Below are 12,298 nucleotides of genomic sequence, written 5' to 3'. Positions count from 1 at the left end.
CCGGCGGTCGTGGGCCAGCTCGCGCAGCTCGTCCCGCGGCTCCTGCCCGGCGACCTGGGCGCCCCGGCCGGCCGCGAGCAGCAGGGCCAGCCCGGAGCGGCAGCCCAGGCCCAGCACGCTGCTCGCCGGGCCGACCTCCAGCCGGTCGTAGACCGCCTCGTAGAGCGGCACCAGCATGCGTTCCTGGATCTCCGCCCAGTCGCGCGCCCGCGCGGGGCGGGCCGCCCCGCGCGGGTGGTGCGGGCGTGCGCCCGTCGGTCGTGCGGTCGTGCCGGTCGTGCCGGTCGTGCGAGCTGAAGCCATGGCGGCCTCCCATCCGGTCCTTCGGTGCGCTGCTACGGCTCCCCCAAAGTCCCGCCCCACACCAGCGAACAGCGGGTCGGGCCCGGCGTCCAGAGGGGTGCAGGGTGGTGCGCGCGTGTCGCGGTGGTGCGCCCCCGCCCGGTGATACCGATTCGAAACCGGGGCCCCGGGCCCCGTACCATTCGCCCCATGGCTAAGGCACCCGTTCTCACCCCTCAGGCGGAAGACTTCCCGCGCTGGTACCAGGACCTCATCAACAAGGCCGAGCTGGCCGACAACGGTCCGGTGCGCGGCACCATGGTCATCCGACCGTACGGCTACGGCCTGTGGGAGCGGATGCAGCAGGAGATGGACGCGCGGATCAAGAAGGCCGGCGCGCAGAACGCCTACTTCCCGATGTTCATCCCGCAGTCCTACCTGACCAAGGAGGCCGAGCACGTCGAGGGCTTCGCCCCCGAGCTCGCGGTGGTCACCCACGGCGGCGGCAAGCAGCTGGAGGAGCCGGTCGTCGTCCGGCCGACCTCCGAGACGATCATCAACGAGTACTTCTCGAAGTGGGTGCAGAGCCACCGCGACCTGCCCCTGCTGATCAACCAGTGGGCCAACGTGGTCCGTTGGGAGCTCCGCCCGCGCGTCTTCCTGCGCACCACCGAGTTCCTCTGGCAGGAGGGCCACACCGCCCACGCCACCTACGAGGACGCCCGCGAGTACGCCTCGATGATCCACACCCAGGTCTACGGCGACTTCATGACGAACGTGCTCGGCATCGACGTCGTGCTCGGCCGCAAGACCGCCAAGGAGCGCTTCGCCGGCGCCATCAACACCCTCACCCTCGAGGGCATGATGGGCGACGGCAAGGCGCTGCAGATGGGCACCAGCCACGAGCTGGGCCAGAACTTCGCCAAGGCGTTCAACACCACGTACCAGCTGCAGGGCGCCGAGCGCGAGTACGTCTGGCAGACCTCCTGGGGCGTCTCGACCCGCATGGTCGGCGGCCTGATCATGTCCCACGGCGACGACAACGGCCTGCGGGTGCCCCCGCGCCTGGCCGCCGTCCAGGCCGTCGTGCTCGCGATCAAGGGCGACGACGCGGTCATCGCCAAGGTCCGCGAGATCGGCGCCCAGCTGGAGGCCGTCGGCATCCGGGTCGTGGTCGACGACCGCACCGACACCCCGTTCGGCCGCCGTGCCGTCGACTGGGAGCTCAAGGGCGTCCCGCTGCGCATCGAGGTCGGCCCGCGCGACCTGGAGAACGGCACCGCGATGCTGGCCCGCCGCATCCCGGGCGGCAAGGAGCCGGTCTCCATCGACGCCCTGGCCGCGCTGCTCCCGGGCGTGCTGGAGGAGGACCAGGCGCTGCTGCTGCGCCAGTCCCGCGAGCGCCGCGAGTCCCGCACGGTCGACGTCAAGACCATCGACGAGGCCATCGAGGCCGCCGCGACCGGCTGGGGCCGGATCTCCTGGGCCGACCTCGGCGCGGAGGGCGAGGCCAAGCTGGCCGAGCAGGGCGTCACGGTCCGCTGCATCGTCGCGGCCGACGGCTCGGTGCCGCTGGCGGACGACCAGGAAGGCAATGTCGCGCTCGTCGCCCGGGCGTACTGACATCCGTTCGGTGTTCGGTGGATGTCCGGTGGATGTCCGCTGGACGCCGGTCGCCCACGGGTAATGACCGGCACCGGCGACATTTGCCCGGAATGCGGATGGGTAAGAATCCGGTAACTGTTCCGGTGCGTCCCCGCGGGGGACATCCCTACTGGCCGGTCAACTCCCGGTATTAACCGAATAGCGGTACGGTGTACGGCCCGTGGCCCTGTCAATCCGGCAGGCCCACGGGCCGTACGTCCTGGGTGGCGACAGCCCGCCCCCCGGACGGAATTCATCAGGCCCGCCGACGTTGCGACGGGCCCAAACCGGCAGGGGGTTGGTCTTGCGTCAGATCCGGAACGCGCAATTCGCGCGCGGCCTCGCATTCCTGGGAGTTCCCTGTGAATTCCCCGGGAACGAGAACATGCGGAACATCGGCTCGCACTCCATCGTTGGTCTAGCGTGAGCACGACACAGCCCCTCGTTCTCGCGGCCGAACTGGCCGCCGCCTGGAGTGACATCCAGGCCTACCACCAGGACCTTCCCGATCTGGCCTCGCCCGAGGCCCTGATCGGCGAGTCCTCCTCGGCCTGCGGGACGCGGCTCGGTTTCGAGCGCCTCCTCCACGAGGCCGCCCACGGTCTGGCCGCGGCCCGGGACATCCGGGACACCTCGCGCGCCGGCCGCTACCACAACCGGCGCTTCCTGATGCTCGCTTCCGAGCTGGGCCTGGCGCACCCGGTCGAGCCGCACGCGAGCAGCGGCTTCTCCCAGGTGACCATGCTCAAGGAGACCCAGGAGCGGTACGCCGAGACCATCGAACGCCTGGACCGTGCCCTCGGGGCGCACCAGGAGGCGGTGGCCGGCGACGGCGCGACGCGCGCCTTCCGCGGTCCGGCGGCCCGGCACGGCTCCTCCGGGGGCGGCGTGCGGGTCAAGGCGGTCTGCGGGTGCGGGCGCAACGTCCGGGTCGTTCCCTCGGTGCTCGCGCAGGCGTCCATCGTCTGCGGCGCGTGCCAGCAGCCGTTCAAGATCGCTTAAGTCGCTCACGCCGCTCACGTCGCTTGAGCGGTCGACGTCCCGACGGGCTGCTGTGCGGGCAGCGGTCCGGCCGGATGGGCGGCGCGGAGCGGGGTGGAGCGGTACGGGCGGTGCACGCGGGGCCGGCGGTACCGGCAGCGGCGGCAGCGCCGAGTGAGCGGTGACAGGCGGTAGCAGTACCAGGCAGTACAGGCGGTACAGGCCGTACGAGCAGTACGGAACGAGCGGTACAGCAGGACAGCGGTGATGTCTTCGGGTTGGACCGGGAGCGGGGGCTCCCGGTCGAGCCCTGACCGGGAGCCCGGTCCCGCGTACAGGCGGTTCTCGCCGATGTGGCAGAATGGACAGCTGAGTACTCGGCAGCCGAGCAGGACCCCTCTCTCCTACGGCTGGCGTGTCCCTTGAACGGTCCGCCCCGCAACCCCACGCGACGGCGAGCCCGCTCACCCACGTCAACACCAGGAGAATCCACTCCCGTGGCAGTCAAGATCAAGCTGAAGCGTCTCGGCAAGATTCGCTCCCCGCACTACCGCATCGTCGTCGCCGACGCCCGCACCAAGCGTGACGGTCGCGCGATCGAGGAGATCGGCATCTACCAGCCGACCTACAACCCCTCGAAGATCGAGGTCGACAGCGACCGCGCCCAGTACTGGCTGTCCGTCGGCGCCCAGCCGACCGAGCCGGTGCTCGCCATCCTGAAGCTGACCGGCGACTGGCAGAAGTTCAAGGGCCTGCCGGCTCCGGCTCCGCTGCTCGTTGCCGAGCCGAAGGTCGAGGACTTCTCGCACCTGTTCGCGAAGGCCGTCGCCGGCTTCGAGGACGCCACCACCGGTGTCGCCATCACCCCGAAGGCCAAGAAGTCGGACAAGGCCGAGGCCGAGTCCGACGCCGCCGCCGAGGCCTGATCGTGATCGAGGACGCCCTCGACCACCTGGTGAAGGGCATCGTCGAGCACCCCGACGAGGTGCAGGTGCGCTCGCGCAACCTGCGTCGGGGGAACACCATCGAGGTGCGAGTGCACCCCGATGACCTCGGCAAGGTGATCGGCCGGGGCGGCCGTACGGCGCGCGCTCTGCGCACCGTGGTCGGCGCCCTCGGCGGTCGCAACGTCCGGGTCGACCTGGTCGACGTGGACAACATTCGCTGACGCCGCTGCTCGTTCAGCCGTCAGGGCTTGTGAGGCCGACCGGGACGCATGTCGTCCCGGTCGGCCTTTCGCATTTCCGTCAGCATTTCCGTCGCTTCATGGCTTAGCAGTCCGTCGCTTCGCAGCCCGTCGCTTTTCGTTGCGGCTCAGGAACTCCAGGAGAACGATCACCGTGCAGCTCGTCGTCGGCAAGATCGGCCGTGCCCACGGCATCAGGGGGGACGTCAGTGTCGAGGTCCGCACCGACGAGCCGGAACTCCGGCTCGGCCCCGGTGCCGTCCTGCTCACCGACCCCGCGTCGACCGGACCGCTGACCGTCGAGTCCGGCCGGGTGCACAGCGGCCGGCTGCTGCTGCGCTTCGCCGGCGTCAAGGACCGCAACGCGGCCGAGGCCCTCCGCGGCACCGTGCTCATCTCCGAGGTCGACCCGGAGGAGAGCCCCGAGGACCCGGAGGAGTACTACGACCACCAGCTGATCGGCCTGGACGTGGTGCTGCTGGACGGCACCCCGGTCGGCGAGCTGACCGAGATCGTCCACCTGCCCTACCAGGACCTGCTCACGGTCAAGAAGGCCGACGGGACGGAGGTGCTGGTGCCCTTCGTCAGCCAGATCGTGCCGACCATCGACCTGGAGAACCAGCGCGCCGTGATCACCCCGCCGCCCGGGCTGATCGACATGGAGCAGGCTGAGGTCGCGGGGGCCTCCTCGGCCGAGCGCGGCGAGGACTCGGAGGAGTCGGAGTGACCGTCGAGGAGCGCGCCGGGGCGGGTGTCGAGGTCGGTGCCGGGGTCGGTGCCGGGGTCGGTGTCGGGGTTGGCGCCGATGCGGCGTCGAGCGGCGCGGTGTCGACTGGTGCGGCGCCCGGCGGTGCGGTGTCCGGCGGGGTGCAGAGCGGCATGCGGATCGACGTCGTCACGATCTTCCCGGAGTACCTGGAGCCGCTGGACGTCTCGCTGGTCGGCAAGGCCCGCGCCCGCGGGCAGCTGGACGTGCACGTCCACGACCTGCGCGGATGGACCCACGACGTGCACCGCACGGTCGACGACAGCCCGTACGGCGGCGGCCCCGGCATGGTGATGAAGCCCGAGCCGTGGGGCGAGGCGCTGGACGCGGTGGTCGCCGGCGGCCCCGAGGGCCAGGTGCCCACCCTGGTCGTGCCGACCCCGAGCGGGCGCCCGTTCACCCAGGAGCTCGCCCAGGAACTGGCCGGGCGCCCCTGGCTGGCCTTCACCCCCGCCCGGTACGAGGGCATCGACCGCCGGGTGATCGAGGAAGCCGCCACCCGGATGCCGGTGGTCGAGGCCTCGATCGGCGACTACGTGCTGGCCGGCGGCGAGGTCGCCGTGCTGGTGATGGTCGAGGCGATCGCCCGACTGCTACCCGGAGTGCTCGGCAACGCCGAGTCCCACCGCGACGACTCCTTCGCGCCGGGCGCGATGGCCGACCTGCTGGAGGGCCCGGTCTACACCAAGCCCGCCGAGTGGCGCGGCCGTGCGGTGCCGGACGTGCTGCTCAGCGGCAACCACGGCAAGATCGCCCGCTGGCGCCGCGAGCAGGCCTTCGCCCGGACCCTGGCGAACCGGCCCGACCTGGTCGAGCGCTGGCAGTACGGCGCCTTCGACAAGAAGGAGCGCGAGGCGCTGAGCATCCTCGGCCTGGCCTGGGACGAGCGGCTCGGCCGATTTCGGTCCACGGCCGTTGATGTGGAAGAATAGGCGGCTGCTGTCTGTCGCTGGTTCCCTCCTGTAGGGGACACGTGGACCGGCGCCCTCGCCACGGGGGGATCGCCGTCAGCCGATGCGGCCCGCAGCGAACCCCATTGTGACGATTTTCCGTGGGCGGCCCGTGGCGCCTGCGATGGAGAGCAACATGAGCAACAAGCTCGCTGCTGTCGACGCGGCCTCGCTGCGTAGCGACATCCCGGCCTTCCGCGCCGGTGACACCCTGAAGGTTCACGTCCGGGTCATCGAGGGCAACCGCTCCCGTGTCCAGGTCTTCCAGGGCGTCGTCATCCGCCGCCACGGCGCCGGCATCGGTGAGACCTTCACCGTTCGCAAGGTCAGCTTCAACGTCGGCGTGGAGCGCACCTTCCCGGTGCACACCCCGGTCGTCGAGAAGATCGAGGTCGTGACCCGCGGTGCGGTTCGCCGCGCCAAGCTGTACTACCTGCGTGACCTCCGCGGCAAGGCCGCGAAGATCAAGGAGAAGCGCGACCGCTGATCCACCGGCCCCCGGCCTTGCCGGGGGATCGGAACGCTCTGAGGGGGCCGAGTGGCCGCAAGGTAAGCTCACCCCCCGATGAGCACGCACGAACCACCCGCGGACCGCGACGGCAGTCCCGCACCCACCGGTGCGGACTCGCTGTCGCGGTCCGCGGTCGTTTCCGGGGGTGGCGTCGTCGGCGCGGAGCGCGCCGACGGGCCTGAACACGCTGAGGTACTGGAGCAGGCCGAGAGCCCGGAGCGGACCGGCGGCTCCGGCGGCGACGGCTCGGACGAGTCGGACGAGTCGGAGCAGGACGAGGAGCCCGGGCGCTCGCGTTCGCGGGACCTGCTGCTGTTGGTCGGGATCTGCCTGACGGCCCTGCTGCTGGTGAACGCCTTCGTCGCGCGTCCCTTCTCGGTGCCCTCCGGGTCGATGGAGGAGACCCTGCGCCCCGGCGACCGGCTGGTCGCGTACCAGCTCGCCTACGCCTTCGGCGGCCATCCCCAGCGGGGCGACGTCGTGGTCTTCGACGGGAGGGGTTCCTTCCTCCGCGAGTCGGCGAAGCAGCCCACGTTCTGGGACGGCCTGCGCTCGTTCGCCCAGGACCTCGGGCTGGCCCCGGCCGGGGACACCGTCTACGTCAAGCGCGTGATCGGCGTCGGCGGGGACCGGGTGACCAGCACCGGGCCGGGCGCGCCGATCACCGTCAACGGCGTGCCGATCGACGAGACCTCCTACCTGTCCCCGGGCGACGACCCGTCGAGCGTGGCCTTCGACATCGTCGTGCCGGCCGGCAAGCTGTGGGTGATGGGCGACCACCGCAGCGCCTCCCGGGACTCCCGCGACCACCTCGGCGATCCCGGTGGCGGCTTCGTGCCCGAGAAGAAGGTGATCGGCCGGGCGGACTGGGTGGTCTACCCGTTCTCGCGCTGGACCAGCCTGGACCGGCCCGCGGCCTTCGCCGCGACTGCGGGGACAGGCGGTCATGGGGACCAGGGGTAGGGGGCGGCTCGACGACCGCCCGGCTGCCGGAGGCCCGACTGGCCCGACTGCGGGGGGACCGGCCGCAGGGGGTCCGGCTACGGCCGGTCCGGTGCCCGGGGGACCGGGGGAGGACGGTGCGGCAGGCCGTGGACCGGCCGGGGCCCCGTCGGCGCGCGGCCGGGCCGAGCGCCGTCGCAGTGCCCGCAAGGCCGCCCGTCGGCGCAAGCGCTCGCTGGTCCGCGAAGTGCCCATGATCGTCCTGGTGGCCCTGCTGGTGGCGCTGGTGATGAAGACCTTCCTGGTCCAGGTGTTCGTGATCCCCTCGGGTTCGATGGAGCAGACCATCCTGATCGGGGACCGGGTACTGGTGGACAAGCTGACCCCCTGGTTCGGCAGTGAGCCGCAGCGCGGCGACATCGTGGTGTTCAAGGACCCGGGCGGCTGGCTGGAGCGCGACCGCAAGCCGTCCGAGGACGGCCCGGTGCTGGGTGCGGCCAAGCAGGTGCTGACCTTCGTCGGACTGCTGCCCTCCGACAACGAGCAGGACCTGATCAAGCGGGTGATCGGCGTCGGCGGGGACACCGTCGAGTGCTGCGACGCGCAGGGGCGCCTCAGCGTCAACGGCCACCCGGTGGAGGAGTCCTACCTCGCTCCCGGCAACCCGCCGTCCCGGCAGGCCTTCAGGATCCAGGTGCCGCAGGGGCGGCTGTGGGTCATGGGTGACCACCGGGACGTCTCCGCCGACTCCCGTTTCCACATGGGCAATCCGGGACAGGGGACGATCCCGCTGAGCGGCGTGGTCGGTCGCGCGTTCGTGACCGCCTGGCCGCTGGACCGCTTCCATCAACTCGATGCGCCCGGTTCACTCTCCTCTCTCGCCCGGATGCCGCAGGCCGGCGGAACTGCCGCGGGATCGGTGGGCGTTGGGCCGGTTCCTGCGGAACCGCCGCTCGTTATGGGGGTGTTGGGCATCCTTCCGCTCGTCGTTCGCCGGTCGGGGCGGCCTCCGGAGTGAGCCGCACCGGCCGCCGACCGGACGGGCCTCGCGTGTGGGACCGCGAGCCGGATGCCTTGGAGTGATAGAGAAGTGCAGGTGCGGCCGGGAGTGGTCCCGGTCGCGGGCCGAGGCTGTGCTGGTGTCAGGGGAGTCCGCGGTGGGCAGCCCTGAGGCGTTCATGGTCGTGGTGAGCGTGGTGCCCGCTGTGCGGCACTCTGAGCGCGGGCGCGCGGGCGTCCGCACAGCAGGGAGGAGACGTTGTGGGGGATTTGGTGATCGGCGCCCGATCAGGCGCCGGAGAGCCCGAGGGCCCAGGCCGTCGGGCGGACCGGTCCACCGAGTCCGCGGCCTCCTCGGCCTCGGTCGAGGACGCGGCGGCGCAGACCGCCGACGGGCAGGGCGGTGCCGGGTCGGATGACTCCCCGGGCTCCCAGCACGCGGAGGCCGAGCCCGCGGACGGCTCGGAGTCGGAGGCTCCGTCCAAGCCGCGCAAGCAGCGCTCGTTCTGGAAGGAACTGCCGATCCTGGTCGGCATCGCGCTCATCCTCGCGCTGGTGATCAAGACGTTCTTCGTCCAGGCGTTCTCCATTCCGTCGGAATCGATGCAGAACACGCTGCAGGTCGGCGACCGCGTCCTGGTCGACAAGCTGACCCCGTGGTTCGGGGCCGAACCCGAGCGCGGTGAGGTCGTGGTGTTCCACGACCCGGGCGGCTGGCTGAGCGACGAGCCGACCCAGCAGAGCAGCAACTCTTTCCTCCGCGGTGTGCAGGACGTGCTCAGCTTCGTCGGCCTGATGCCCTCCGCCAACGAGAAGGACCTGATCAAGCGGGTCATCGCGGTCGGCGGGGACACCGTCGAGTGCGAGGGCGAGGGGCCGGTCAAGGTCAACGGCGTCGCGCTCAACGAGCCGTACGTCTACCAGGGCAACACCCCGTGCGGCGACCACCCGTTCGGCCCGGTCAAGGTGCCCAAGGACCGGATCTGGGTCATGGGCGACCACCGTGCCAACTCGCTGGACTCCCGCTTCCACATGGACCAGCCGGGCGGCGGCACCGTCCCGGTGGACAACGTGATCGGGCGTGCCTTCGTGGTGGCCTGGCCGGTCGGCCACTGGTCGACGCTGCCGGTGCCGGACACCTTCGACCAGAAGGGCCTGGCGGCGGCCGCGCCGATGGCGCCCCCCGTGGCCGGTGCGGTGGGGGCCGTTGCCCTGCTCCCGCTGGTGCGGCGGGTGCGTGGCCGGGCGGAGAGCCGCAAGGAGTCCTGAGCTCCACCGGATCGTGTTCCGCCGGGTTGGCCCCGGCTCTTGCGCGGGCCGTGGTACCGACGAGTAATCTGCTCGGACGTGCCACGGCCCGCCGGCGTTTCCGCCCGTGCCTCCGGCGTGCCAGTGGTGTTCTCCGGTCGGCCAGAGGTGGACGGTGTCGATGAGCAGTGTCGTGGAGCAGACGGCCGACCACCCGACCGCGCCCGCCCGTGCGGGCCGTCGGCCCGCCGCGGTGCTGCAGGGCGTCGCCCTGGCACTCGGGCTGGTGCTGATGGTCGGCGGCTTCGCGCTGATCGCGATCGACTACCGGCCGTACAAGATCCCCACCGCCTCGATGCACCCGACGCTGCGCGTCGGGGACACCGTGCTCGCCCGCAAGGTCGGCGGCGGCGACATCGGGCGGGGCGACGTGGTGGTCTTCCGGGACCAGGCCTGGGGCGGCGAGCTCATGGTCAAGCGGGTGGTCGCGGTCGGCGGGGACACCGTCGCCACCAGCGGGGCCGATCACCGGCTGACAGTCGACGGGCAGCCGGTGGACGAGCCCTACCTCGCGACGCAGGGCGGCCAGGGCCAGCCGTTCAGCGTGACGGTGCCGCAGGGCCGGCTGTTCCTGCTCGGCGACAACCGGGTGGGCTCGCTGGACTCCCGCACCCACCTGGAGGTGGACGGCGGGACCGTCCCGGCCGAGGCCGTCGAGGCGAGGGTCGAGGCCACCGTGCTGCCCTTCGGCCGGACGGGCCTGCTCGACCGGGTCACGGACTTCGACGGCTTCGCGGGCCCGAAGGCCTCGCAGCCGGGGCCGCTGGAGCCCTCCGCCTACGCCGCCGTCGCGGGCGCGGCGCTGATCCTGGTGACTTCGGCGGTGGGCGGGGCGGCGGGTCTGGCCCGCCGGCTCCGGGGGCGCAGCTCCTGAGCGGGGCCGTCGCCCCGCGGGCCGCTCTGCCGAACATCGCCCCGGACGACCGCGCCGGGTGGCAGGATCGGTAGCGCCACCGATGCGAACGGAAGGAGCGTGGAGCGCCGCCATGACAGCACGGCGCCGCAGAGCGGCGCGGATCCTGCTGCTGGACGGGCTGGACCGCATCCTCCTCTTCCTGGGGGCCGACCCGGCCACTCCGGGGGAGACGTGGTGGTTCACGCCCGGGGGAGGCTTGGAGGCGGGGGAGGACGTGCGGGAGGCCGCCGAGCGGGAGCTCGCCGAGGAGACCGGCCTGCGGGGTGTGGACCTGGGGCCCTTGGTGGCGTACGGCACGGTGTCGTTCTCCTTTCAGGGACAGCGCTACGAGCAGGAGCAGTGGTTCCACCTGGCCCGGACCACGGAGACGGTGCTGGACCACTCGGGCATGGGCGCCGACGAGCACGCCCAGTTGCTCGCGGCGCGTTGGTGGACGGTCGAGGAACTGAGGGGGACCGCCGAGACGGTCTATCCGGTCGGTCTGGCGGACTTCCTGGAGCGGCTGCTGGTCGAGGGCCCGCCGGTGGATCCGGTACGGCTCTGACCGTGGGTGCGGTGGTCCACAATGGGTGGACGTGACAAGTTGAGGGGACGCCTGGATGAGTGCCGAAGATCTCGAGAAGTACGAGACCGAGATGGAGCTCAAGCTCTACCGGGAGTACCGGGACGTCGTCGGCCTGTTCAAGTACGTGATCGAGACCGAACGACGGTTCTACCTCACCAACGACTACGAGCTGCAGGTGCACTCGGTCCAGGGCGAGGTGTTCTTCGAGGTGTCGATGGCGGATGCGTGGGTCTGGGACATGTACCGGCCGGCCCGGTTCGTCCGCAAGGTCCGGGTGCTGACCTTCAAGGACGTGAACATCGAGGAACTCGCGAAGAGCGATCTGGAGCTGCCCTCGGACGAGTCCGGCTTCGGGAACTGACGTTGGACGACTCCGTCCCGCGTTGTCCAGCCGAATTTCGCGGGAACGGGGCTTCTCACCCCTGCGGGTGACAGGAGTTGTCCACAGGTCCGAGTTATCCACAGGGAACGGGAATTCCCGGGCCTCGCCGTGCGCGTTGGGGCAGCCTCCTCGGCGGAGGTGGTCACCATGCAGCACACCGTCGTGCAGGACCAGGCCGTACCGGACACGGCCGCAGCCGGGAAGGCCCCGCGGGCGATCCCGGACCGCAGCACCAGGAACGGGCTCGGCCGGTACGGGGAGCGGGTCGCCGCCCGCCGCCTCGCGGAAGCCGGGCTCCGCATCCTGGACCTCAACTGGCGCTGCGCCGAGGGCGAGCTGGACATCGTCGCCCTCGACGGCGACACCGTGGCGGTCTGCGAGGTGAAGACCCGCTCCGAGCGGGGTTTCCAGCAGCCCACCGAGGCCATCGACCGGGCCAAGGCCGCCCGGCTGCAACGCCTGGCCGAGCGCTGGATGGCCGAGCGCTGGCCCGATCACTTCGCCCGGCTGGCCGGCCCCGGCTACGACCCGGGGCCCACCGATCCGCAGTGGCCTCCCGCCCCACCGGGCGGGGTGCGGATCGACCTGGTCGCGGTGGTCAACCGGGCGCGGGGTGCGGCCCTGGTCGACCACCTGCGGGGGGTGGTCTGAGATGGCCTTCGCCCGTACCTGTTCCGTCGCGCTGGTCGGCGTCGACGGAGTGATCGTCGAGGTCCAGGCCGATCTGGAGCCCGGGGTGGCCGCGTTCACCCTGGTCGGCCTGCCCGACAAGGCGCTCACCGAGGCCCGCGACCGGGTCCGTGCCGCGGTCGTGTTCCCTGTCAAGTTCAACGTGTTGAGATTCTGGCCGGCGAGCCGTGAGGAGA

Annotated in this window: 14 protein-coding genes and 2 pseudogenes; 15 read left to right on the top strand and 1 reads right to left on the bottom strand. The window is 71.5% G+C overall.

Going from position 1 to position 12,298, the window contains the following annotated elements:
- Positions 1-303: pseudogene (locus AE652_RS43020) on the bottom strand (methyltransferase type 11); the annotation flags it as partial.
- A 189-nt stretch (positions 304-492) separates the two neighbouring features.
- Between AE652_RS43020 and proS the strand changes: the two are divergent.
- From proS to AE652_RS44900, 15 genes and pseudogenes are all read left to right on the top strand, one after another.
- A complete protein-coding gene (gene proS / locus AE652_RS07575) occupies positions 493-1,905 on the top strand; it encodes a proline--tRNA ligase (RefSeq protein ID WP_049650399.1) in 1,413 nt (470 codons plus the stop codon).
- 444 nt (positions 1,906-2,349) lie between these two features.
- Positions 2,350-2,928, top strand: a complete 579-nt coding sequence (locus AE652_RS07570) for a hypothetical protein (protein ID WP_049650398.1) — start codon at positions 2,350-2,352, stop codon at positions 2,926-2,928.
- A 476-nt stretch (positions 2,929-3,404) separates the two neighbouring features.
- Positions 3,405-3,833 carry a 30S ribosomal protein S16 gene (gene rpsP / locus AE652_RS07565; RefSeq protein WP_049650397.1) on the top strand — a complete coding sequence of 143 codons (429 nt, stop codon included), beginning with the start codon at positions 3,405-3,407 and terminating at the stop codon, positions 3,831-3,833.
- 2 nt (positions 3,834-3,835) lie between these two features.
- Entirely contained in the window at positions 3,836-4,075 is a 240-nt protein-coding gene (locus AE652_RS07560) for an RNA-binding protein (RefSeq protein WP_030056773.1), read from the top strand.
- A 172-nt stretch (positions 4,076-4,247) separates the two neighbouring features.
- Entirely contained in the window at positions 4,248-4,820 is a 573-nt protein-coding gene (gene rimM, locus AE652_RS07555; RefSeq protein ID WP_049650396.1) for a ribosome maturation factor RimM, read from the top strand.
- A gap of 152 nt (positions 4,821-4,972) precedes the next feature.
- Positions 4,973-5,791 (top strand): tRNA (guanosine(37)-N1)-methyltransferase TrmD, encoded by an 819-nt coding sequence (gene trmD / locus AE652_RS07550; protein ID WP_049650406.1) that lies wholly within the window; start codon positions 4,973-4,975, stop codon positions 5,789-5,791.
- A 154-nt stretch (positions 5,792-5,945) separates the two neighbouring features.
- Positions 5,946-6,296: a 50S ribosomal protein L19 gene (rplS, locus tag AE652_RS07545; RefSeq protein ID WP_030306736.1), complete on the top strand. Its 351-nt coding sequence runs from the start codon at positions 5,946-5,948 to the stop codon at positions 6,294-6,296.
- A 78-nt stretch (positions 6,297-6,374) separates the two neighbouring features.
- The gene (lepB, locus tag AE652_RS07540) at positions 6,375-7,283 is read left to right on the top strand and encodes a signal peptidase I (RefSeq protein ID WP_049650395.1); all 909 of its coding nucleotides are present in this window, start codon (positions 6,375-6,377) and stop codon (positions 7,281-7,283) included.
- Positions 7,267-8,280: a signal peptidase I gene (lepB, locus tag AE652_RS07535; RefSeq protein WP_049650394.1), complete on the top strand. Its 1,014-nt coding sequence runs from the start codon at positions 7,267-7,269 to the stop codon at positions 8,278-8,280. Before lepB (AE652_RS07540) ends, lepB (AE652_RS07535) begins: the two co-directional genes overlap by 17 nt.
- 242 nt (positions 8,281-8,522) lie before the next feature.
- Entirely contained in the window at positions 8,523-9,530 is a 1,008-nt protein-coding gene (gene lepB, locus AE652_RS07530; protein WP_049650393.1) for a signal peptidase I, read from the top strand.
- Between the two features lie 160 nt (positions 9,531-9,690).
- Positions 9,691-10,443: a signal peptidase I gene (gene lepB, locus AE652_RS07525; protein ID WP_082345436.1), complete on the top strand. Its 753-nt coding sequence runs from the start codon at positions 9,691-9,693 to the stop codon at positions 10,441-10,443.
- 112 nt (positions 10,444-10,555) lie between these two features.
- Complete coding sequence (locus tag AE652_RS07520; protein ID WP_049650392.1) at positions 10,556-11,029, top strand: NUDIX hydrolase; 474 nt, start codon at positions 10,556-10,558, stop codon at positions 11,027-11,029.
- 55 nt (positions 11,030-11,084) lie between these two features.
- On the top strand, positions 11,085-11,411 hold the full coding sequence (locus AE652_RS07515) for a DUF2469 domain-containing protein (RefSeq protein ID WP_030056781.1): 327 nt from the start codon (positions 11,085-11,087) through the stop codon (positions 11,409-11,411).
- 168 nt (positions 11,412-11,579) lie between these two features.
- Positions 11,580-12,083, top strand: coding sequence for a YraN family protein (locus AE652_RS07510; RefSeq protein WP_079271927.1), 504 nt, complete (start codon positions 11,580-11,582; stop codon positions 12,081-12,083).
- A gap of 1 nt (position 12,084) precedes the next feature.
- Positions 12,085-12,246, top strand: a pseudogene (locus AE652_RS44900) (magnesium chelatase domain-containing protein); the annotation flags it as partial.
- Positions 12,247-12,298: the final 52 nt, after the last annotated feature.

The sequence above is a fragment of the Kitasatospora sp. MY 5-36 genome, assembly GCF_001182915.1.
Classification (GTDB): Bacteria; Actinomycetota; Actinomycetes; order Streptomycetales; family Streptomycetaceae; genus Kitasatospora.
The sequence above is the reverse complement of the archived record's forward strand: the minus strand, read 5'-3'. Positions and strand labels throughout refer to the sequence as shown.

What these genes read in the sequence shown, in the direction of transcription:
- proS (WP_049650399.1), top strand. Translation starts at nt 493, where the DNA reads ATGGCTAAGGCACCCGTTCTCACCCCTCAGGCGGAAGACTTCCCGCGC.
- trmD (WP_049650406.1), top strand. Translation starts at nt 4,973, where the DNA reads ATGCGGATCGACGTCGTCACGATCTTCCCGGAGTACCTGGAGCCGCTG.
- rplS (WP_030306736.1), top strand. Translation starts at nt 5,946, where the DNA reads ATGAGCAACAAGCTCGCTGCTGTCGACGCGGCCTCGCTGCGTAGCGAC.
- lepB (WP_049650395.1), top strand. Translation starts at nt 6,375, where the DNA reads ATGAGCACGCACGAACCACCCGCGGACCGCGACGGCAGTCCCGCACCC.
- lepB (WP_049650394.1), top strand. Translation starts at nt 7,267, where the DNA reads ATGGGGACCAGGGGTAGGGGGCGGCTCGACGACCGCCCGGCTGCCGGA.
- lepB (WP_082345436.1), top strand. Translation starts at nt 9,691, where the DNA reads ATGAGCAGTGTCGTGGAGCAGACGGCCGACCACCCGACCGCGCCCGCC.
- AE652_RS07520 (WP_049650392.1), top strand. Translation starts at nt 10,556, where the DNA reads ATGACAGCACGGCGCCGCAGAGCGGCGCGGATCCTGCTGCTGGACGGG.
- AE652_RS07515 (WP_030056781.1), top strand. Translation starts at nt 11,085, where the DNA reads ATGAGTGCCGAAGATCTCGAGAAGTACGAGACCGAGATGGAGCTCAAG.
- AE652_RS07510 (WP_079271927.1), top strand. Translation starts at nt 11,580, where the DNA reads ATGCAGCACACCGTCGTGCAGGACCAGGCCGTACCGGACACGGCCGCA.